Here is a 21,775-nt window from a genome sequence, read left to right on the forward strand (position 1 = left end):
GATAGGCAAAAACTAAACGGACGCGATTGTTTCCGGCCCTGCCCTTTTTCGATTAGATGTGTGCTACGGGCCGGAGGTGAAACCAATTAAAAACCAATAACCCATATGAAACTAAATTTACATGTAAAAGATTCTCCGCACGGGAAAAAATTACCGCGGCTTTTCTTATTGGCAACCAGCATGGCTATTGCCTGCGCGGGTAGCATTGCCATGCCTTCGCGGGCGCATGCCGGCATCAACAGTGTAGCCCGGCAGGACGTCAAAATTACCGGCGTGGTAACAGACGAAAAAGGCGAAACCCTGCCAGGCGTAACAGTATCGTTAAAAGGTAGCCAAACAGCGGTAGTTACCGATGTTAACGGGAAGTTTACCTTGAACATCCCCGATGCCTCGGGCACTTTGGTGTTTACCTACATCGGCTACACAAAGCAGGAGGTAGCCATCAACGGCCAAACCACTTTCAATATTAAACTGGAGGCTGATTCCAAATCGCTCAACGAAGTGGTAGTAGTAGGTTACGGCACCCAAAAGAAAGCAACCTTAACAGGATCCATTTCGCAGGTTAAGGGCGCAGAACTGGTTAAAAGCCCGGCCCCCAACCTTTCTAACGCTTTAGCGGGCCGTGTTGCAGGTGTTATTGTAAACAACCGCAGCGGCGAGCCTGGTTACGATGGCTCTAACATCACTGTGCGTGGTTTAGCAACAACAGGCAGCAATAATGTGCTGATTGTTGTTGACGGTGTAGCGGCCCAAATAGGTGGCCTGGAAAGGCTTGATCCTAACGACATCGAAAGCATGTCGGTATTGAAGGATGCATCTGCGGCCATTTATGGTAACAGGGCGGCAAACGGCGTTATCCTGATAACTACCAAACGCGGCAAAACAGGCAAGCCTACAATCAATTATAGCTACAATCAAGGCTTTAGCTCGCCAACACGTTTACCTAAGATGGCTGATGCTGCCACCTATGCGCAGATTATGAACGAGATAAACTACGATTCTAACCCCGCAGGCGGCCTAAATCAATCATACACTGCAGATCAGATCCAAAAATTCAGCAATGGTTCAGATCCGCTTAACTACCCAAACACCGATTGGGAAAAGCAAACGCTTAAAAGCTACGCGCTGCAAAACCAGCATAGCCTATCGGTAGCTGGTGGTAACGACGATGTGAAGTACTTCGTGTCGTTGGGTACGCTTTACCAGGATGGTTTGTATAAAAACGGCGTAACTCAATATCACCAGTATAATTTCCGCTCTAATATCGATGCGAATGTTACCAAACGCCTTAAGGTTGGCTTATCTATCTCTGGTCGCCAGGAAGACAGGTTGTTTCCGCAGGTGGGCGCAGGCGATGTTTTCAGGTCAGTGTATCGCGCAAAACCAATCATAGCTGCATTTTATCCAAATGGCTTGCCAACAACCGGTATCGAAAACAATAACCCTGCAGTACAGGTAACTGATATCGCCGGCACTAACCGTAACCCAACCCAGGTTTTCAATGGTATATTGAAAGGTAGCTATGCCTTGCCAGGGATAGAAGGTTTGTCGTTGGATGGTTTCTTCTCGGTAGATAAATCTAACGCTTTCGATAAAAGCTTCAGCAAACCATACGTGCTGTACAGCTACGGTGGTGGTGATGTGTACAACAAAGTAGTGGTAGGCGGCAACAATAATGCAGCTACGCTCTTCGAATCGCAAAACAACCAGCAGCTCATTACTTCCAACATCAAATTGAACTTCGCACGCAAATTCGGTGCGCATGATATCAATGCCTTTGTTGGTTACGAGCAAAGCAAAAGCCATCTGGACTATTTCGATGCCAGGCGTTTTAACTATTTGTCGTCACAATTGCCCGAACTTTCGCAGGGTGGCAGCGCGGCAACCGATTATCTTAACTCGGGTTACAGCTCAAACTATAATCGCCGAAGCGTGATTAGCCGATTGGCCTACGCTTTCAATGAGAAATACCTGTTCGAAGGTCAGTTACGTGCAGACGGTAGCTCGATTTTCCCTTCCGGCAAACAGTGGGGCTATTTCCCATCAGCATCAGTAGGATGGAGGGTTTCTAAAGAAGAATGGTTTAAAAACAAGGTAACCTTTATCGACGACCTGAAGCTGCGCGCTTCTTACGGTTCGTTAGGTAACGATAACGTAAACGGTTTCCAATACTTTGATAACTATGTATTAGTGAGCAACGGCTTCGTGGCATCGCAACCGGGCAGCGGCTCAAGCACCATCCAACCAAACGTTAACCTGGTAAAATTAGCCAACCCCAACATCACCTGGGAAACTGCCCGCAAGCTCGATATAGGCTTAAACGCAACCTTCCTGCACAACTTTACCATAGAGGCTATCTACTTCAAGCAAAAAAGGTCGAGCATATTGGCTACCCGTAACGCTTCATTGCCCGGTACATCGGGTATCGTAAACCCTTACGGGTCAGATCCATTGGTGCCTTCTGAGAATATCGGTAAAGTAAACAGCGAGGGCGTTGAAGGAAGCCTGGGCTACAATTCAACTGCTTCGAGCCAGTTTACCTGGGGCATCAGCGGCAACATCACTTATGCCAAAAGCCAGATTGTGTTTATCGACGAAGCAAGCGGAGCGCTTGATTACCAACGCCAAACAGGTCACCCGATGAACACCTATCTGCTGTACAATGCTGTTGGTATATTCCGCACGCAGGCAGATCTTGATGCTCATCCACATGTAACCGGCGCAAAAATTGGCGACCTTATTTACGATGACTACAACAAGGACGGCAAAATAACCGCCGATGACCAAACCCGCACCAAATACGGCAACATACCGCAAATTACCTACGGCATAGCTTTAAACGCCGCCTACAAAAACTTCGATATTTCGGTGTTATTTGCAGGTCAGGCGCAGGTTAGCCAATACGTTTTGCCTGAGTCGGGTAGTATAGGTAACTTCTACAGCAGCTGGGCCGATAACAGGTTTAGCGCAAGTAACACAACCGGCACTTACCCAAGGGTAACCGATAGGGCATCAGCCGCCATTAGCGGAGGCCAGTACAATAACACCTTCTGGTTGAACGATGCTTCTTTCATCAGGTTGAAAAACGTGCAGTTAGGGTATAACTTCAATTCACAATTCCTATCGAAACTTAAGCTGGGTGGGTTAAGGGTTTACGCAAGCGGATTCAACTTATTCACCGTAACCAAGGTGAAGGATTACGATCCGGAAGGAACCAGCGGCAGCGGCCAGTTTTACCCGCAGCAGCGCATTATCAACTTAGGTGCTAACGTGAAATTTTAACAAGAACAACAATGAAACTGAAACATATAACCCCGTTGTTTATACTGTTTGGCGGTATGCTGGGCATAACAGCGTGTAAAAAAGATTTTTTGACGGTACAGCCAACCGATAGGATCGCAACATCGGCCATAGAGGCAGATACCGCAGTATTCGAGGCTTACGTAACCAACCGTTACATCGGCACCAAACTGCAGGATAAAGAAGCCGACGGCACCAACCCTGGTTTCGGCCGCGGCTTTGAATACAGCATGTGGAGCTCGCTCACGGATGAATCTATCTACAATAACGACGATGCCACCTGGTTGGTACAGCGCGGGCAACTGGCCCCCGAAAACCTCGGCGGCGCAGGCGTGTTGTGGGGCAGGAGCTACCGCGGCATAAGGGAGTGTAACTATGCATTGAGCATATTATCGAAATTACCCATGAGCGCGGGCCATAAAACCCGTATAGAGGGCGAGCTGAAATTCATCAGGGCTTTCCGCTATCAGGACCTTATCCGCAACTATGGCGGCATAGTATTGATGGGCGATAAAGTAACCAGCCTGAGCGACAATTTGCAAGATCCATCGCTTTACAAAAGAGCTACGATTAAAGAAAGCATTGCTTATGTGCTTGCACAGTTGGATGATGCAGCCTCTAAACTGCCTTTGAACAACGATAACAGCTGGTTATTGGGCAGAGCAACTAAAGGTGCTGCATTGGCATTAAAATCGCGCCTGGCCCTTTATGCTGCCAGCCCGCTTTATGAGGGTGCAGGTACCTGGGCCGATGCTGCAACTGCGGCACAAGCCGTTATCAGCCTTAATAAATACGGTATTTACACAGGCGGTTACAACAACCTGTTCCTGGTGAACGAAACCAACGAAACTATCTTCGAGCGTTTATACACCAAAAACGATAACCATACGCACCTGGAAATTGCCAACGGCCCTAATGGTTATGGCGGCTGGGCGGGTAACACGCCATTGCAAAACCTGGTAGATGATTATGAGATGGACAACGGCAAAGCCATTACCGATGCAACATCGGGCTATAACGCCGCTAAGCCTTACGAACACCGCGACCCGCGTTTTTCTGCTACCGTATTGTACAATGGCTCTTTTTATAGAGACCGTAATATAGAAACCTTTACCCCGGGTGGCAAGGATAGCAAGGATGGTGCCGATAACTGGAATACCACCAAAACCGGCTATTACCTTAAAAAATTCATGAACGATGCGTATCCGCTTCAAAACCCTTGGGGTAACGCGGGTTTCCAGCCATGGATATACTTCCGTTATGCCGAGATACTGCTGAACTTTGCCGAAGCAGCCAACGAAGCTTACGGACCTGATGCGATACCTGCCGGATCGACGCTAAGCGCACGCACAGCAATCAACATGATACGTGCAAGGCCGGGCATCAACATGCCGGCACTGGCAGGCGGGCTTTCGCAGTCGCAAATGCGCGATGCTATCCGCTACGAACGCCGTGTTGAGCTGGCTTTCGAGGAACACCGTTTTTACGACGTGCGCCGCTGGAAGATTGCTGATGTTACCGAAAATAAACCGGCAGCAGGTGTAATCATCACCAAAAATGGTGATGGCACCTTTAGCTATACGCCAAAAGTAGCGTTAGATGGCCGTTCGTTTGCTACCAAACACTACTGGCTGCCAATTCCGCGTGCGGAGATTCAGGCTTCGGGTGGTCAATTACAGCAAAACGCAGGTTACTAATAAAAATAAGCAGAGGGGAGTATTACTTGCTCCCTTCTGCTTTAATAGTGCATCAACCCCGGCTTACCCATGAAGAGAATATTTGGTTTAGTGTTAATAGCTGGTGTTTTAATAACCGGTTGTAAGAAAGATAAAGGTCCTGTAGCCGATAACCACGACAAAACAGATGTAGTGGATTTACCCCCTGTTCCGGTTACGACCGATTCGCCCCCGGCCGGCCCCCTCAAAGGAGTGAACTGGGCTGCAGACGGCGATAATTTTAGCGATGGTATTTTGGTTTTAAGCGCCTTGTCATCTTCAGACAGTTACGCTACCGTATCCGCAACGGCTGATGCCGTGTTAACCGGTATCAAAGCCAACACGGGCGCAAACACGCTGCGCTTACCGGTGAATTATTCAACCGTGTCGCAAGCCTGGTGGGGTTCCTATATCGGCGTTATTGATAAGGCTATCAGCAAAAATATGAATGTAATATTGGCTTGCTGGGAATCCAAATCGCAAGCCGATGGGAAAGTAGATAATATGGCGGAGTTTTGGTTGATGTGGAAAGCGGTAGTTGCCAGGTACGGCAGTAACCCCCACGTTTACTTTGAGATATTTAACGAACCTCACGGATATTCGTTAACCGACTGGACAACCATTTGCGCGCAATGGTTAAGCAATTACCCAACAGTGCCGCAAGGGCATATTTTAATTAGCGGCACCTCTTACTCGCAGGATATTAAGGGAGTTGGGGCCGATAGCCGCTTTACCGGTTGCCTGCTATCTATACATGATTATAACTTTTTTAGTGATGGCACCAATACTACCGCAGCCCAATGGGAAAACCGTTTTAAAAGCAATATAGGTAATTATGCCAGCCGCGCTGTGCTTACCGAGTTTGGCGTACCTATGACGGGCGGCAAAAACTATACCGGTGCCATAGGCGGCGACCCGGAAATTGCCTACCTGCAGGGCCTTACCAACGTTGCGCGTAGTTACGGCATGGGTAGTGTTTATTGGCCCGGCATACGCACCGGCGATATTTATGCCATGCAGCAATTAAGCGGAAGCGGCGCAGGCATCACCGTTACAAATACCAATTTATCGGGCTTAAGCCGCCTTACCTATGCGTGGGGCGTGGGCGCAGGTGGTACCGATGTGTTTTACACGGGTGCTTTCTACCGCTTGCTAAACCAAAATAGCGGGCAGGCGCTTGATGTTAACAGTTCGTCAACAGCTGATGGTGCCGGCATTATTCAATGGCCGCAAAATGGAGGTAACAACCAGCAATGGATAATTACCGACAATGGTGGTGGCTATTATAAAATCACCAACCGTAACAGCAGCAAAACCCTTGATGTAGATATGAGTTCAACTACTGCAGGTGCAGCGATTGTTCAATGGCCATGGAACGGCGGCAACAACCAGCAATGGCAATTAACCGCTGCCAGCTCGGGTATTTATAAAGTAATAAACAGAAACAGCGGGTTTGCGCTTGATGTTAACGGCGCATCTACTGCTAACGGCGCGGGTATTATACAATGGAATGCAAATGCGGGCGCCAACCAGCAGTGGCAAATTATACAACAGTAACTTACAAAAGCGGGCAATGCCGGCAGGCCTGCCCGCTTTGTTTTTTAAATAATGATCAGAACATCAACTATTAGATTTGCCCTTTTAACGGCAACCTGCCTGGCGCTTGGCCGGCTGGTTGCCAATGGGCAGTCCGGTGAAGTAACTATACATATCGATGCTGCCAAAACCTACCAAACCATCAGCAATTTTGCGGCATCAGATGCATGGGCCTGCCAGTTTGTAGGCAATTGGCCCGATGCCAAACGCAATAGGATAGCCGATTTACTCTTTAGCCGTAATACTTATCCCGATGGCTCGCCCATGGGGATTGGTTTATCGCAATGGCGGTTTAATATAGGTGCGGGCAGCACTCAGCAGGGCAATGCGAGTGGTATTGGCGATGAATGGCGGCGCGCCGAATCGTTCCTCAATGCGGATGGTGCCTATAACTGGCAAAACCAGGCAGGCCAGGTATGGTTTTTAAAGGCAGCGAAACAGCGCGGCGTGAAACAATTTTTGGGATTTAGTAATAGTCCGCCGGTACAGTTTACGGCAAATGGAAAAAGCTTCGCAACTAAAGGCAAGGTGAACATAACGCCTGATAAATACGATGACTTTGCAGCTTACCTGGCCAGTACGGTAAAGGGTTTGCAAAAAGTAGCCGGGATAAAATTCGATTACATCAGCCCTGTTAACGAGCCCCAATGGGATTGGAGCGACGGCGGGCAGGAGGGATGCCCCTACAATAATGCCGAAATAGCCGGGCTGGTACGCGCTATTGATAAAACCTTCCAAAAAGATAAAATAAGCACTAAAATATTGATTGGCGAAGCCGGGAGCATCAATTACCTTTTTACCAAAGGCGATAAGCACGGCAAAGGCAACCAGGTTAACGATTTTTTCAAACCCGGCACGCCTGCTTATATCGGCGATTTGCCTACGCTGAGCCGTACCATAGCTACGCACAGCTATTTCACTACATCGCCAATGGCAGCTTCGGTAAAAGCCCGCAAAGCGCTGGCCGATACCGTGGCCGCAATAAATGGCTTGCAGTTATGGCAATCGGAATACTGCATTTTGGGCGATAACGCCGGCGAAATAGACGGCCGCCACCGCGATTTGGGCATCGACGCGGCGCTGTACCTGGCATCAGTAATACATACCGACTTAACCGTAGCCAACGCATCAGCATGGCAATGGTGGACCGCCATATCGCCTTACGACTATAAAGACGGCCTCATCTACATCGATAAAAACAAAACCGACGGCAATTTCTACGCCAGTAAAATGCTTTGGGCTATGGGCAATTACAGTCGCTTTATTACACAGGATGCGGTGCGGATAGCCGCAACGCCCAGCAGCGGCCCGCTGCTGGTTTCGGCATTTAAAAATGGGAGGGAGCTTACGCTCGTAATCGTCAATACAACTAAAGAGCCGGTCACGACAGGCTTTGATGCAGTATCGGCAAAATTGAGTTTGGAGACCTCATATCTTACCGCTCAGGATTCGGAGCTTAAATCCGGGAAAGTTACCGGGAATAACGCCACTATTCCGGCACGCTCCATCGTCACTTTTATCGGCACCATTAATTAGCTGCCTGCAATGAAAAAGATTTACCTGCTACTTTCAGCCTTTACCCTCATATGGTTGCCTTTGCTGCTTAAAGCGCAGGCACCCGGTACGCCTGCTATATTCAACTCCGGCTGGGCTTTTCATAAGGGCGATATTAATAAAGGCATAGATAGCCTCAAGCTCGAAACCGACTGGAAAAACGTAAGCCTGCCACACGATTGGAGCATAGAGGGCCCTTTTAGCGATACCTGGGCCAGTGCCACCGGTTACCTGCCCGGCGGCATCGGCTGGTATAAAAAAAGCTTTGCGGGCAACGCCGGTTGGCGCGGCAAACAGGTGTACATCTACTTTGATGGGGTTTATAAGAACAGCGAGGTTTGGATAAACGGCCACCTGCTGGGCAAACGGCCAAATGGGTTTATCCCGTTTCAGTACGAGCTTAGCAAATACCTGAACCTTTCGGGCCAAAACCAAATAGTGGTAAAGGCAGATCACAGCCAGTTTGCCGATTCGCGCTGGTACACAGGCTCGGGCATTTACCGCAACGTTTACCTTGTGGTGAAAAATCAGGTACATGTAGGCCTGTGGGATGTAGCCTTCACCACACCGGAAGTCTCTGCTGCCAAAGCCGCAATAAACGTAAAGCTGGATGTTACCAACAGCGGCAACGCCAATACGCCCGTTACGGTGCGAATAAACCTTTTTGATGGTAAGGGCAAAGTGGCCGCAACGCTGCAAAAACAACTCATTGCAAAAGCGGGTAAACAGCAAATAAGCTTCGATAAGCAGCTAACCACTCCACGTTTGTGGGGTAGCGAAAAGCCGGAATTATACAAATTGCAGGTCACGTTACTTAGCAAAGGCTTAAAGATAGACGAGGTGACGCAAAATGTAGGCATCCGCAGTATCCGTTTCGATAAGGATAAAGGGTTTTTCCTGAATGGCAAGAGTACCAAGCTAAAAGGCGTATGCATCCACGATGATGCGGGCGCTTTGGGCGTTGCCGTACCGCCAGAAGTTTGGGTGCGGAGGCTTAATATCCTGAAAGATGCCGGCGTAAACTCGCTCCGCCTGAGCCATAATCCCCATGCAGATTACCTGTATGACTTGTGCGATAAAATGGGCTTCCTGATTATAGACGAAGCTTTTGATGAGTGGGCAATAGGCAAAAACAAATGGGTGGCCGGCTGGAACGTAGGTACCCCCTCAAAAGACGGCTACCACGAATACTTTAAAGAATGGGCCGACATGGATGTAAGCGATATGGTGCAACGTGCACGCAACCACCCATCCATCATTATGTGGAGCATCGGCAACGAAATTGATTACCCTAACGACCCTTATAGCCACGAAGTGCTCAATACCGGGCGCAACCCGCAAATTTACGGTAAGGGGTATCTGCCCGATCATCCGGCAGCCAGCGGCCTTACGTCATTGGCCAGGCAGTTGGCAAAAGCGGTGAAGGCGGTTGATACCACCCGCCCCGTTACTGCTGCGCTTGCAGGGGTGGTAATGTCTAACCAGGTGGGTTACCCCGAAGAGCTGGACGTAGTAGGCTATAATTACCAGGAATACCGCTACGCCGACGACCATAAGAAATACCCCAACCGCATTATCTATGGCAGCGAGAACGGTATGGCGCAGCAGGCCTGGGCGGCTGTAGATAGCAACGAATACATCTCGGCCCAATACCTGTGGACGGGCATCGATTACCTCGGCGAGGCCGGCAAATGGCCACAGCGTAGTAATGGCGCAGGGCTTATTGACCTGGCAGGCTTTAAAAAACCCGAATACTTTTACCGTCAAAGCTTATGGGCCGATAAACCGATGACTTATATAGGCACGCGTGCCATAACCAGTATCGAAGATAAAGGCATTTGGAGCCACCGTAGCGCCGAACCAATTTGGAACTGGCAGCCGGGAAGCAAAACAAAAGTAGATTGCTTTACCAATTGCCAGGAGGTAGAATTGTTTCTGAACGGGCAATCCTTGGGTAGGCAATCCCGCGCTGCGGCGAAAGGCCAGGTGCCATATTGGGAGGTAGCCTACCAACCCGGCGAACTGCGTGTTAAAGGATACAACAACGGTGTTGAGGTATGCAGCAATGCTATCAGGACTGTCGGAGACGCTTATCAACTTAAAGCAGTGGCCGATAAAATATCTTTTAAAAGCAACGCAGGTGGTTTATGCCAGGTTGAAGTGTACGTGACCGATAAAGACGGTAACCCCGTGTTTACGGCCGAAGATGATATCAGCGTAACTATCACCGGCCCCGCCAAGCTATTAGGGCTGGAAAGCGGCAGCAATAGCAGCCACGAAAGTTATCAGGCAAACCAACGGAAGGCACTACATGGCCGCTTGCTGGCTTACATACAAACATCCGGAGGGCCGGGTACCGTGCTGGTTCAGTTCAGTTCGGGCAGTTTAAAATCTTCTACCATCAGGCTTGATGTAAAATAGCCCGTCTTCATAAAAATATAACACCGTATTGCACTATATGAAACTTCTAAAACTACTATTGTTCGTCCTCGTTTTATTCACGCCGTACCGCCTTAGGGCACAAACGCCTAAACATACGTTTACCCTAAGCGATAACGCATTCCTGTTAGATGGTAAACCATTCCAGATAATATCGGGCGAGATGCATTACACCCGCGTACCGCGCGAAGCCTGGCGTGCCCGTATGAAAATGGCCAAAGCCATGGGCCTCAACACCATCGGTACCTACGTTTTCTGGAACGCGCACGAGCCGCAGAAAGGCCAGTACGATTTTAGTGGCAACCATGATATTGCCGAGTTTGTGAAGATTGCAAAGGAGGAGGGCCTTTGGGTGATACTGCGCCCCAGCCCATACGTTTGCGCCGAATGGGAGTTTGGCGGCTACCCGTACTGGCTGGAGAAGGAGCAGGGCCTGCAGGTGCGTAGTAAAGAGCCTAAATACCTGGCCGCCTACCACAAGTATATTATGCAGGTAGGCAAGCAGCTTGCGCCCTTACAAATAAACCACGGCGGCAATATTTTGATGGTGCAGATAGAGAACGAATATGGCTCTTACGGGGCGGATAAAGATTACCTTGCCCTGAACCAAAAAATGTTCCTCGATGCTGGGTTTGACGGGCAACTGTACACTTGCGACCCAGAGGCCGCCATAAAAGATGGCCACTTGCCCGGCCTGCTGCCCGCCATAAACGGTGTAGACGATGTGGCGAAGGTAAAACGCCTGATTAATGAGAACTACGGTGGCAAGGGCCCGTATTTTATAGCCGAGTGGTACCCTGCCTGGTTCGATTGGTGGGGCACTAAACACCACACTGTACCGGCAGAGCATTATCTGGCCAGGCTCGATTCGGTACTGTCGGCCGGGGTTTCCATCAACATGTATATGTTTCATGGCGGCACCACGCGCGGTTTCATGAACGGAGCTAATTACAACGATAAAGACCCTTACGAACCACAGATAAGCAGCTACGATTACGATGCGCCGCTTGATGAAGCAGGCAACGCTACCGACAAATACCTAAAATTCAGGGCGGTTATTCAAAAACACCTCGCACCCGGCCAAACATTACCCGAGGTGCCGGCGGCTAAGCCATCGGCAGATTTGCCCGCCATCCATTTTACGCGAACCTATGGCTTATTGGGCAACCTGCCGGCGGCAAAACTGCATGCAAACCCGCAAACATTTGAGGACCTTAGCCAGGCATACGGTTTCGTGCTATATCGCACCACTGTGACCGGAGGTAAAACAGGCACGCTGAAAATTGACGGTCTGCGCGATTATGGCATCATTTACATAAACGGCAAACGCGTGGGCGTGTTGGATAGGCGCCTGAAACAGGATAGCCTGCAGCTTACCCTGCCTAAGGGGAAAGTGCAATTAGATATACTGGTAGAAAACCTTGGCCGAATAAACTTTGGCCCGTATTTATTAAAGAATAAAAAGGGCATCACCGGGGGCGTTTCGTTCAACGGCAAAGCAGTGAAAAATTGGTATAGCTACGGCCTTCCATTGGATAAGCTGAACTTAAAAGGCAAAGGCCTGCAAACTAACCTAGGTAAGCCGGTGATAAAAAAGGCGATATTCAACATAAAAAAACCGGCAGATACCTACCTCGATTTAAGCAAATGGGGCAAGGGTACGGTATGGCTAAACGGGCATAACCTTGGTCGTTATTGGAACATAGGCCCGCAGCAAACCATTTACGCCCCGGCCGAATGGTTCAAAGCAGGGCAGAATGAAATTGAGGTACTGGAATTATTAAAAACCGATCAGAACGATTTGCCCGGCATCAAAAAACCAATATTGGATAGCTTAGGACAGCGATAGTTATAACGTTGAAATAGAAACGGCTTTCCTGTTGTAGGAAGGCCGTTTTTATTAAATCGCGTTCCATGATTTTAAGGTTCGATGGTGCCCGTCTTTACTTCGCCAGCCCGTTTGTAGTTGGCAAATATCACCCCGCTCGGCGTTATTGCGCTTTCAAACAAAGTAAACGTTGTCGGTGTGCTTTCTTCGCTAAACAAGTTCTTGCCTTTACCAAGGATAATGGGGTAAGTTTTAAGCCAAAGCTCGTCTACCAGGTCATGCTTCAGCAAGGCCCTCACCAGTTCGCCGCTGCCCCAAACTTTAATATCGCCGCCCTCAGAATTTTTAAGTTTTTCAATATCAGCCAGGCTGGTTAGAAATTCTGTATTATGCCAGCCTGATTCGGTGAGCGTATTCGATAGTACGTATTTTTTAGCCTCGTTGATGCCCGGCCAGTATTGCGCGTGTTGCGGCCAATAGCCCGCAAAAATATCGAATGTTTTGCGGCCCAACAGTATATCTGTAGGTGCCATCTGTTTCTGCATCAGCTTGCCCGAATCCTTGTCGGAATAGGGTGCAGACCAGCCGCCGTATGCGAAATCTGAAGTTGGGTCTTCCTCGGGGCCGCCCGGTGCCTGTATTACGCCGTCTAATGTGATGAATGATAAAACGATTATTTTTCTCATAAGATTTTGCCTCCGTTTGCTTAGTTAAAATTTTTGTTTTTGTATAACACAAATTTGCACCATAAGTTGCTACTCCTGCGGGTGCATAAAAGACAAATCAGGGGTGAAATGCGCCATATATTTGGCGGTTGTAGAAGAGGCGCCCACTGTAATTGGTTATCAATTAAAAAACCTCAAGGCTATTGGCCCGAGGCTTTAAATGACTGGCCGTTAGCAGGCAGTTCTCAAAATCTTTCCTTGAAGGTTTAAAGAAAATCGCTTCATTATAGATGATTTTGATTTATCAAATAGACCCCAATGCTTGCCCGAAATCCTCCAGCAAATCTTCCAGGTCCTCTATCCCAACTGATAATCGCACCATTCCTTCGGGGATGCCCATTTCAGCTCTTTTCTCCGGGCCAAGCTCAAAGAAGATAGTTTGGGCAACGGGGATAGCCAGGGTACGGGTATCACCCAGGTTACTGCTTTTGATTACCACTTGCAACTTATTTAAGAAAGCCAGCACATCAATGCCATCTTTTAAGGCAAAACTCATTAGCCCGCCATGAAACTTAAATAACAGGGCAGAAAGCGCGTGCTGGGGATGATTGGCAAGGCCCGGATAATAAACCTTTTCTACTAATGGGTGAGCATTAAGCATGGCTGCTATTGAATTGGCATTGCTGCAAGCCCGCTCCAAACGTAAGGCCATGGTCTCGGCACCAACCGAAATACTGTGCGCCGCTTCCGGTGAAAGCGTGCCGCCGCCGTCGCGTAAGCCGCGCTTTCTTATCTGGGTAATCCCTAAAAGTTTCGGCGTTATTTGCTGCCTCAGCATTGGGGCTATGCCTGGGTAAGCTTCCCAGTTATAAAGCCCGGTATCGGTTACGCTGCCACCCAGCGCGTTGCCATGCCCGCCGATATATTTGGTAAGTGAGTTGATTACAAGCGATGCTTTAACCGTGGCCGGCTTGAAAAGGTAGGGTGATGTCATTGTATTATCCACCATATAAATCAACTTGCTTTGTTCGCAAAGCTCGCCGATAGCTTTTAAGTCGGCAATTTGGGTCGCAGGGTTCGCTATGGTTTCCACGATAACCATACAAGTATTCTCCTTTATTGCCGACGCGACATTTTGCACATCTGTTGCGTCTACAAAAGAAATATCCAAGCCCATTTCCGTAAAGGTTTGTAATATGCTTCTGGTATTCCCGAAGAGGAAAGAACTGGCAACGATATGGCTGCCCTCCTTCACCAGTGCCAATATCGTTGCCGTGATGGCGGCCATACCGGTAGAAAAAGCAACCGTTGCTATACCTTGTTCCATAAGGGTAACCTTGTTTTCCAGAGCTGCCACGGTTGGGTTGCCCTGGCGGGAATAAGCATACCCCTTGGCCTTGTTTTGAAACACGTCGACGAGTCCCTGCACATCGTCATAACCCCACGTTACTGCGGTATGAATAGGCTGATGCAGGGCACCGAATTCAGGTTTTCTTAAGCGGTCGGCATGGAGTAGGGTGGTCGTAAATCCTTTAGAAGTGGTCATGCCGCAATTATAAAGGATACAGTTGTGAAAAACAATTTAGATTGGGAGGCATTCAGCCATATTTTTAAACTGAATAAACTGCAGCAAAGCGATGAGGATTGCGCAACACAGCAGGAGTAGCCATTTTTTAAAAACAAAACAGCCAAAACGATATCGTTTTGGCTGTTTTGGTGACCCTTGGTACACATTTTTCGAACTCTTTTGTAGAAGATTTGAAGAAAATAGCATCTATTCATTCAATAAAAAAATGATTATCATAATATAACTTTCATATCAGTAAATTAATTTTCCTACCCTATCAGAGCTGCGATTGCTTCCTTTTCTACTTTTAGTACCGCTACTGGTAACGTAGGTTTTAATAGTAAGCACACCGATAAGGTGCGATGGTGGCCATCGAGCATAAAAACAAAGAGCCTCTTTTTAAATCTATATACTTTTTGATAACCAGGCGCGTGGATTCTCTCTAAGCCGGAAAAGCGCTTTGTCCTTTATTCGCCTTACGCGTTCGCGGGTAAGATGGTACCGGTCGCCAGTTTACTCCAGGCTTTTTGTGCCAGACGCCCCACGAAAATTGCTCTTAATATTAAAGCTCTCCTTGCTGTTTTCCTATAAAAAAGCTGTCGGCGCTACCCTGCGGGCCGTGCTTTACGCTGTATCTTTCTGCCGAAAGAATGCCGCTCCAATAGCTGATCGGTTCTAACTAAGCGTGAATGCACTTGCTGCGCCAAAGCCTTCACCATACATCCGCGTTTAGCGCATCATTCCGGCGTAATTGTTCGTCTCGCCCCCGCAGACTTCGCCGGTAAAGCTCCGCGCCGTTATTCCTGCCCTAAACCAGACTGCAACAGGCGGCGTACTCAAAGCGAGAAGGATGTAAAGGAAGATCTTTGTTTCCCCGACAGCCACAGCCAGCCCCAAAACACTTGGCCCTGCCGCCCCCGGTCGCTTTGGTACCAGGCACCCGTCAATGATCGTCGCTGAGGCAATTCCCGTTATTTCAGGAAACCGCCGAATTAGATTTGGGCGGTTTCCTTACGACTTGGCATGGCTTCAGATAGGAAATTATTCGGTCACATTTAGCGAATCGATAAAACCGTCTTTTAATCCCAAATGAAATTTCAGCACGATTGGGCTGCCGGGAAATTTGCCCGATACCTCTGCGGTTAACACTCCCTTCGAACCCGACTCATCGTATTGAAGCGGTTTCATAAAAGATTTATATCTCTCATTAGCATCTTCGATCCATGCGCGTATCTCTTCTTTGCCGGTATGGGTCTTGCCTTCGTCATAGACGATGGCTGTTTCGGTAAAACACTCCGTGTAAGCCTTGCTGTCGTAAGTGTTCTGTGTTTCTACAAACTGCGCTACTAATTGTGGTAATTCCATGGTCTTTATTTGACTAATTATTTATTTGAATTTTTAAATGGTTGGCACCGTTCCGCCGTCAATGACGTAATTCGTTCCTGTTAAGTAACTGGCTCTTGGTGAAACCAAAAAGCCGACCAGCTCGGCTACTTCTTCCGGGTGTGCCGGCCTGCCGTAAGGTATGCCACCCAATGCATCCATAACACTTTGCAGAGCTTCTTCTACAGTACTATTGGCATTTCTCGCGATCTCGCCCAAAAAGGCTTTCGATGCTGATGTATTTATCCAACCTGGAGAAACCGCTAGCACACGGACACCTTTTGGTGTAACTTCATTTGATAAACTTTTACTGTAATTGATCAATCCTGCTTTTGAAGCAGCATACGGCAAGGTGGAGTCGTATAGCGGTAATATGCCTTGTATGGAAGCGATGTGAATAATAACACCGCTTTTCCGCTCGATCATTTGCGGTAAAAATCCTCTGTCAAGCCTGACAGGAGCCAGTAAATTAGCTTGCAGGGTTGATATCCAATCTTCATCATTCAATGCTGAAAAACCACCTGCCGGTGTCGTAGAAGCACCAAGGTTGTTGACCAGGATATCCAGCCTCCCATGGGTTGACAGCACTTCGCTGATCACTTTCTGCGCATCCTCTGCTTGACTTAGATCAGCAGGAATAAACTGCAGGCGGCCGTTTTCATCTTCAGGAGCCTTCCTCGCAGTTATTATTACGGTTGCACCAGCCTGCAACAGCCTTTCTGCAATCGCCTTTCCGGCTCCTTTGGTACCACCTGTTACCAGGGCGATCTTCCCGGATAATTCATCGTTGTAATTGATTTGCTGTGTCATATATGTTATTGTTTATGCAAATCTCAGCAGTACATCGATACCATACAATTACGGGTTTACGAATCAGATAGGGAGAAATTTATCCGTATTGTGCACAAATAAAGGCTGTTGTATATTTGTAGTTATGTACGTGAAAAAGATCGCCCCGTCTCTTAATTGCGGCCTTGACCTGATCGGTGAAGTGCTGTATGGCAAATGGAAGATCCGTATCCTTTGGTTCATTCATGAAGGCCACTTACGCCCAAGTGAATTGCAACGAAAGATACCGGATGCAACACGGCGGGTGCTTAATGTACAGTTGAAAGAGCTGGAAGAACATGAGTTGGTGACCAGGACGATCTATCCCGTTATGCCTCCAAAAGTAGAATACCATCTTACTGACTTTGGCAAAACGCTCATCCCGTTGATCAGTTCTATCGGCCTTTGGGGCGACGAACATCAAGAGCGGTTACGCAGGGTGATCTTAAAGCAGAACGAGACATCATTACGCGAAGATGAAATCGATGATTAAAGGTGCAGCAGTTTAGTCCACATGTATTAAATTCAATATAACGTTGTTATTATTTAGTTTATACGAAAAGGCCTGAACGCCTCTCTCAGGTCATTTGTAAACAATTCCGGTTGTTCCATAGCTGCAAAATGCCCGCCTTTTGGCATTTCCTTAAAGCGAACTACATTGTAGCCACGCCTGGCCACTGATATAGGTGCATGTGTGAAAGCGAAGTCGTAAGGGTATTTAGAGATCATTGTAGGAACGCTGACATAGCCAGGCCAGGATGATCTCATTTCGGTCATTGCGCCACGATAATACCAGAAGCTGCCGTCAATGCCATTCTCATTGATGATATAAAGCATGATGTCAGTCAACAAGCGGTCTTTCGATATTACAGCATCCAGATCACCTTTATTATCTGACCAGGTCCAGAACTTTTCCGCGATCCATGCTGCTGTTCCCAGCGGGCTATCACTGAGCGCTACTGCCGGCATCATCGGTTTACGGGCCTGCATCCGCCAATAGTCCATGCTGGCCGTTCTGAAATCGTCACCTGCTTTGAAGTACGCCTTTTCCTCTGCTGTTTGTTCTTTTTCAGGTACAGGAACACCGGGGAAGAAGTTAAGATGAATACCTTTTACGTTTTCCGGGTAGTTGTGGGCCAGCAGAATGGTCGCGCCTGCTCCCCAGTCACCGCCCTGGGCGTAATAGTTTTTGTACCCGATCACTTCGGTTACCAGTTTATTCCATAAACGGGCGGTCGTAATGCCGTTAATTGGTTTACTCGGCATGGAAGAAAATCCGAATCCAGGCAATGCAGGGATGATCAGCGTAAATGCGTCTTCCGCTTTGCCGCCATATTTGGAGGGATGGGTAAGCGGGCCGATCACATCAAAGAATTCAAAGGTGGAACCAGGCCAGCCGTGCGTAACGACCAATGGCAAAGGGTTCTCGCCTTCACCTTTGATATAATAGAACTGGATATCCATATCTTCTACATGCGCTTTGTAAAGCGGGTAGCTGTTCAATAGTTTTTCCTGCTTACGCCAGTCATATTGCTTGATCCAGTAGTCCTGAAGCCCGGCAAGCCATTTCATATCCATACCAGTTTCCCAGTTGGATTCCGCGCCTTCCGAGGCAGGCATTTGTTTAGGTATCCGCGCGTTTTTAACCCGTTCCATAACAGAATCCAGACGGGCTTGGGAAACTTTAATTTGAAAAGGTTTAACTAATTCAGGCTGGGCAAAATCAGCCTTGCTGGCTGAAGTTTGAGCTGATAACACAGCTGCTGATGTATTTAATAACGTCGTTAATATCATGAGCTTTTTCATAATGATTTTTTAAGAGGTCGATAAAAAAGCGGCCCGGCTGCCAATGGTAGTCGGGCCGACGGGTTGATCAGGCTGTGTATTTTGCCAGCCATTTAGCCTTAGTAGCGGCTCTTGCGTCGATGAACTCCTGGTCGGTTCCTTCGGCAATAGCATCCAGTGGGAAACGTAAGGGGCGGGATCCGTCCTGCATGTTCACCAGTTTCAGGATACCGTCTGCAATGGTTTGCGGATCCATGTTGTACTGCGCCATTTTACCGAAAAGCGCGGTACCAATGGCATTGAATTTCTCTGTCGCCGCGTCGCCGTAGGCAGCGGTGATCTCCGGCTTATCCGAATGCACGCCGGCCTTTGATCCGTTGGTCATTTCGGTAGGATAAACACCCGGCTGAATAGTTACGTTCTCTATGTTATATTCAGCCAATTCATCCTGCAAGCCTTCCGATATGGTTTCAACACCAAATTTAGAAGCCAGATAAGGAACCATGAATGGCAGCGTATGGCCACTTGCACCGGAAGTAATGTTGATTATGAGGCCTTTCTGAGCCCGGCGCATGGAGGGCAGCACTTCCTGGTAAGTCCTGATGACGCCATAGAAATTAACCTCGAACATTTGTTTAATTTGATCAATGCTGTAAGCTTCCAAAAGGCCGAATCCTGTTACTGCGGCGTTGTTGATCAGCACGTCAACCCGTCCGTACTTAGCCAGCACCCCGGCAAAGGCATTTTTAACCGAATCGTCATTGGTTACATCTATCTCAACCACATCTACTTTAGGTAATGCGGATAGTTCTTTTGCAGCAGCTGCATTTTTTCCGACAATGTCACGCATGCCAGCTATAACGGTATAACCGGCTTTTGATAAAGTAATGGTGATCAATTTGCCAAAACCTGTACTTGTTCCTGTGATGAAAATTATCTTTCCCATGATCTTATTTTTATTTGTTTTTGATTACTCAAAATTGCGTACAAGCGGTTAGCCCCACATTGATGTATGATAAAAAGGAGCATTGATAAATGTCAATCGAAAGGGCCGGGAAAGGTGTGAAAAAGACGAGCAGACCGGTTGAAATTCCTCGGTCAATCGAATCGATATACTTAAATATGGACGTTACAACAAATAAAAATTGAACACCACAACAAAGTCCAAGACATAAATTAGCCGGAGATTTGCTTAATTAATTACAACAGCAATGGAACAATCGAAAAAAGAAACAGTATTGGTTACCGGAGGATCCGGCTTCGTGGGCAGTTACTGCATTATACAGTTACTAAAGGAAGGATATACGGTCAGAACGACGATCCGGTCATTAGATAAAATAGATTCATTAAAAGAAACACTTTCAGCCGGCAAGGCTGAAAATATGCAAAATCTGACCTTTATAGCAGCTAACCTCACGAGTGACGAGAATTGGGATCAGGCTGTCGAAGGATGTGATTACGTTCTTCATGTGGCTTCCCCTTTTCCGGCCGGAGAGCCTAAAGACGAGAATGAGGTCATTATACCGGCAAGAGACGGCGCTTTAAGGGTTTTGCGCGCAGCGCAAGCCGCAAAGGTGAAACGTGTGGTTTTAACCTCGTCGTTTGCAGCTATAGGCTATACCATCGATCCTAAGAACCATGTTTTTACAGAGGCCGACTGGACAGACCCCAATGTAAAATTACCGGCCTACATCAAATCCAAGACGATCGCAGAACGTGCTGCATGGGATTTTATGGAAAACAACGCCGGCGCTATGGAATTGGTTGTCATTAATCCCGTTGGGATCTTCGGACCGGTTTTAGGAAAAACTTTTAGCAGTTCGATCGGCATGATCGTACAGTTACTTTCAGGAAAGATGCCCGGAACGCCGAAACTATCTTTCGGCATCGTGGATGTCCGTGATGTAGCCGATATCCATATCAAAGCAATGAAAAATCCGGCAGCCAGCGGCCAGCGGTTCCTGGCAACTTCAGACGGAATGATTTCATTTCCGGGAATTGCCAAAGTTTTAAAAGCTGATAGTAATTTACCTGTCGACAAAGTGCCGTCTAAAGTTCTGCCGAACTGGCTGGTAAAGGTCAGTTCATGGTTTAAGCCGGAATTAAAACCGATTGTCCCGCAGTTGGGTGTGGTGAAAACGCTGTCAAACGCAAAAGCTAAATCTGTTCTGAACTGGAGTCCGCGGTCTAAAGAAACGACCATTAAAGAGACGGCAGAAAGCCTGGTCAAATTTAAGATCATATAAGTTCCCTTTATTATAGGCTTTTAACATTTCATTTGCGAAATTTGATCATATGATACCAGCGCATGATAACCCTCAAATACTGATCTCCTGTTACTACAAGAAATCTGTAAATGGCGAGGATATCGTTAATCGGCATGCTTTTGCTTATCAGATCACCGGAAGCCTGACTGTACAGGACGGACGCGAGAAAGTGATCTTTGAACCGGGTGACTTTCGCTTCAACGTCCGGAATAGGTTGGCCAAGTTCGTGAAACAACCTGGTGAAAGTGACCCTTTTAAATCACTTTCACTGCAATTTGACGAAGAAACGCTGCGGGAGTTTGCCGATGAGCACCATCTGACGGCTGAAGCGACATCTTATGTTCCACCCTCGTTCCAACTCAAAAAGCACCCGCTTCTTCAGAATTTTGTGGATTCACTGCAGCAGTCGCTTCCCTACTTCAGTGACGGAAACAACGACCTGATGAAAATAAAATTGAAAGAAGCTTTGATCGTTCTGCTTAAAGTGCAGCCTGAATTAAAAGATATACTTTTCAACTTTCAAACTCCGGGCAAGATCAACCTTAAGGCTTTTATGGAGCGGAATTTCCGCTTTAATTTAAGCCTGGCGCGGTTTGCCTATCTTACTGGCCGGAGTATATCGACCTTCAAACGTGATTTTTTAGGGGAGTTTTCGATGACACCGGCAAAATGGCTGCAGCAGAAAAGGTTAGACGAAGCTTATTATTTGCTGAAAGAGGAAAAGTTTAAAACCACTGATGTCTATGCGGAAGTGGGATTTGAAGACCTGTCTCATTTTTCATTTGTGTTCAAGAAATATTTTGGGATCAATCCCTCCAGTATTTCCTGATCGCCTGTACGGCAAAAAG

The 21,775-nt window shown here is 47.7% G+C and carries 15 protein-coding genes and 1 pseudogene; 9 read left to right on the top strand and 7 right to left on the bottom strand.

Going from position 1 to position 21,775, the window contains the following annotated elements; genetic code table 11:
* The first annotated feature begins 105 nt into the window (after positions 1-105).
* From AC1DXC_RS21145 to AC1DXC_RS21170, 6 genes are all read left to right on the top strand, one after another.
* Positions 106-3,282: a SusC/RagA family TonB-linked outer membrane protein gene (locus AC1DXC_RS21145; protein WP_477461174.1), complete on the top strand. Its 3,177-nt coding sequence runs from the start codon at positions 106-108 to the stop codon at positions 3,280-3,282.
* Positions 3,283-3,293: 11 nt separating this feature from the next.
* Positions 3,294-4,997, top strand: a complete 1,704-nt coding sequence (locus tag AC1DXC_RS21150) for a RagB/SusD family nutrient uptake outer membrane protein (RefSeq protein ID WP_477461175.1) — start codon at positions 3,294-3,296, stop codon at positions 4,995-4,997.
* A gap of 69 nt (positions 4,998-5,066) precedes the next feature.
* Entirely contained in the window at positions 5,067-6,572 is a 1,506-nt protein-coding gene (locus AC1DXC_RS21155; protein ID WP_477461176.1) for an RICIN domain-containing protein, read from the top strand.
* 51 nt (positions 6,573-6,623) lie between these two features.
* Complete coding sequence (locus tag AC1DXC_RS21160) at positions 6,624-8,147, top strand: glycoside hydrolase (protein WP_477461177.1); 1,524 nt, start codon at positions 6,624-6,626, stop codon at positions 8,145-8,147.
* Positions 8,148-8,156: 9 nt separating this feature from the next.
* A complete protein-coding gene (locus tag AC1DXC_RS21165; protein ID WP_477461178.1) occupies positions 8,157-10,586 on the top strand; it encodes a glycoside hydrolase family 2 TIM barrel-domain containing protein in 2,430 nt (809 codons plus the stop codon).
* Between the two features lie 37 nt (positions 10,587-10,623).
* On the top strand, positions 10,624-12,453 hold the full coding sequence (locus AC1DXC_RS21170) for a glycoside hydrolase family 35 protein (protein ID WP_477461179.1): 1,830 nt from the start codon (positions 10,624-10,626) through the stop codon (positions 12,451-12,453).
* 71 nt (positions 12,454-12,524) lie between these two features.
* On the opposite strand, the gene AC1DXC_RS21175 is transcribed toward AC1DXC_RS21170, so the two are convergent.
* The 5 genes and pseudogenes from AC1DXC_RS21175 to AC1DXC_RS21195 form a co-directional block, all read right to left on the bottom strand.
* Positions 12,525-13,118 carry a dihydrofolate reductase family protein gene (locus tag AC1DXC_RS21175; protein ID WP_477461180.1) on the bottom strand — a complete coding sequence of 198 codons (594 nt, stop codon included), beginning with the start codon at positions 13,116-13,118 and terminating at the stop codon, positions 12,525-12,527.
* A 283-nt stretch (positions 13,119-13,401) separates the two neighbouring features.
* Positions 13,402-14,643 (bottom strand): cystathionine gamma-synthase family protein, encoded by a 1,242-nt coding sequence (locus AC1DXC_RS21180; RefSeq protein WP_477461181.1) that lies wholly within the window; start codon positions 14,641-14,643, stop codon positions 13,402-13,404.
* Between the two features lie 426 nt (positions 14,644-15,069).
* Positions 15,070-15,168 (bottom strand): annotated as a pseudogene (locus AC1DXC_RS21185) (RNA polymerase subunit sigma); the annotation flags it as partial.
* A gap of 537 nt (positions 15,169-15,705) precedes the next feature.
* The gene (locus AC1DXC_RS21190; protein WP_477461182.1) at positions 15,706-16,029 is read right to left on the bottom strand and encodes a nuclear transport factor 2 family protein; all 324 of its coding nucleotides are present in this window, start codon (positions 16,027-16,029) and stop codon (positions 15,706-15,708) included.
* A gap of 33 nt (positions 16,030-16,062) precedes the next feature.
* A complete protein-coding gene (locus tag AC1DXC_RS21195; protein WP_477461183.1) occupies positions 16,063-16,857 on the bottom strand; it encodes an SDR family oxidoreductase in 795 nt (264 codons plus the stop codon).
* A 124-nt stretch (positions 16,858-16,981) separates the two neighbouring features.
* Here AC1DXC_RS21195 and AC1DXC_RS21200 point away from each other — a divergent pair, with 124 nt between their 5' ends.
* Complete coding sequence (locus AC1DXC_RS21200) at positions 16,982-17,368, top strand: winged helix-turn-helix transcriptional regulator (protein WP_477461184.1); 387 nt, start codon at positions 16,982-16,984, stop codon at positions 17,366-17,368.
* A gap of 53 nt (positions 17,369-17,421) precedes the next feature.
* Here the strand turns inward: AC1DXC_RS21200 and AC1DXC_RS21205 are convergent, their stop codons facing one another.
* Positions 17,422-18,681 carry an epoxide hydrolase family protein gene (locus AC1DXC_RS21205; RefSeq protein WP_477461185.1) on the bottom strand — a complete coding sequence of 420 codons (1,260 nt, stop codon included), beginning with the start codon at positions 18,679-18,681 and terminating at the stop codon, positions 17,422-17,424.
* A 67-nt stretch (positions 18,682-18,748) separates the two neighbouring features.
* The gene (locus AC1DXC_RS21210) at positions 18,749-19,606 is read right to left on the bottom strand and encodes an SDR family oxidoreductase (protein ID WP_477461186.1); all 858 of its coding nucleotides are present in this window, start codon (positions 19,604-19,606) and stop codon (positions 18,749-18,751) included.
* A 265-nt stretch (positions 19,607-19,871) separates the two neighbouring features.
* Between AC1DXC_RS21210 and AC1DXC_RS21215 the strand changes: the two genes are divergently transcribed.
* Together AC1DXC_RS21215 and AC1DXC_RS21220 are read left to right on the top strand one after the other, a co-directional pair.
* Positions 19,872-20,906, top strand: coding sequence for an SDR family oxidoreductase (locus AC1DXC_RS21215; RefSeq protein WP_477461187.1), 1,035 nt, complete (start codon positions 19,872-19,874; stop codon positions 20,904-20,906).
* 49 nt (positions 20,907-20,955) lie between these two features.
* Entirely contained in the window at positions 20,956-21,756 is an 801-nt protein-coding gene (locus tag AC1DXC_RS21220; RefSeq protein ID WP_477461188.1) for a helix-turn-helix domain-containing protein, read from the top strand.
* The last annotated feature ends 19 nt before the right edge of the window (positions 21,757-21,775 follow it).

The organism is Mucilaginibacter sp. P2_D11, assembly GCF_056404435.1.

What these genes read in the sequence shown, in the direction of transcription:
- AC1DXC_RS21155 (WP_477461176.1), top strand. Translation starts at nt 5,067, where the DNA reads ATGAAGAGAATATTTGGTTTAGTGTTAATAGCTGGTGTTTTAATAACC.
- AC1DXC_RS21150 (WP_477461175.1), top strand. Translation starts at nt 3,294, where the DNA reads ATGAAACTGAAACATATAACCCCGTTGTTTATACTGTTTGGCGGTATG.
- AC1DXC_RS21190 (WP_477461182.1), bottom strand. Translation starts at nt 16,029, where the DNA reads ATGGAATTACCACAATTAGTAGCGCAGTTTGTAGAAACACAGAACACT.
- AC1DXC_RS21220 (WP_477461188.1), top strand. Translation starts at nt 20,956, where the DNA reads ATGATACCAGCGCATGATAACCCTCAAATACTGATCTCCTGTTACTAC.
- AC1DXC_RS21200 (WP_477461184.1), top strand. Translation starts at nt 16,982, where the DNA reads ATGTACGTGAAAAAGATCGCCCCGTCTCTTAATTGCGGCCTTGACCTG.
- AC1DXC_RS21175 (WP_477461180.1), bottom strand. Translation starts at nt 13,118, where the DNA reads ATGAGAAAAATAATCGTTTTATCATTCATCACATTAGACGGCGTAATA.
- AC1DXC_RS21205 (WP_477461185.1), bottom strand. Translation starts at nt 18,681, where the DNA reads ATGAAAAAGCTCATGATATTAACGACGTTATTAAATACATCAGCAGCT.
- AC1DXC_RS21165 (WP_477461178.1), top strand. Translation starts at nt 8,157, where the DNA reads ATGAAAAAGATTTACCTGCTACTTTCAGCCTTTACCCTCATATGGTTG.
- AC1DXC_RS21210 (WP_477461186.1), bottom strand. Translation starts at nt 19,606, where the DNA reads ATGGGAAAGATAATTTTCATCACAGGAACAAGTACAGGTTTTGGCAAA.
- AC1DXC_RS21145 (WP_477461174.1), top strand. Translation starts at nt 106, where the DNA reads ATGAAACTAAATTTACATGTAAAAGATTCTCCGCACGGGAAAAAATTA.
- AC1DXC_RS21170 (WP_477461179.1), top strand. Translation starts at nt 10,624, where the DNA reads ATGAAACTTCTAAAACTACTATTGTTCGTCCTCGTTTTATTCACGCCG.
- AC1DXC_RS21160 (WP_477461177.1), top strand. Translation starts at nt 6,624, where the DNA reads ATGATCAGAACATCAACTATTAGATTTGCCCTTTTAACGGCAACCTGC.
- AC1DXC_RS21215 (WP_477461187.1), top strand. Translation starts at nt 19,872, where the DNA reads ATGGAACAATCGAAAAAAGAAACAGTATTGGTTACCGGAGGATCCGGC.
- AC1DXC_RS21180 (WP_477461181.1), bottom strand. Translation starts at nt 14,643, where the DNA reads ATGACCACTTCTAAAGGATTTACGACCACCCTACTCCATGCCGACCGC.
- AC1DXC_RS21195 (WP_477461183.1), bottom strand. Translation starts at nt 16,857, where the DNA reads ATGACACAGCAAATCAATTACAACGATGAATTATCCGGGAAGATCGCC.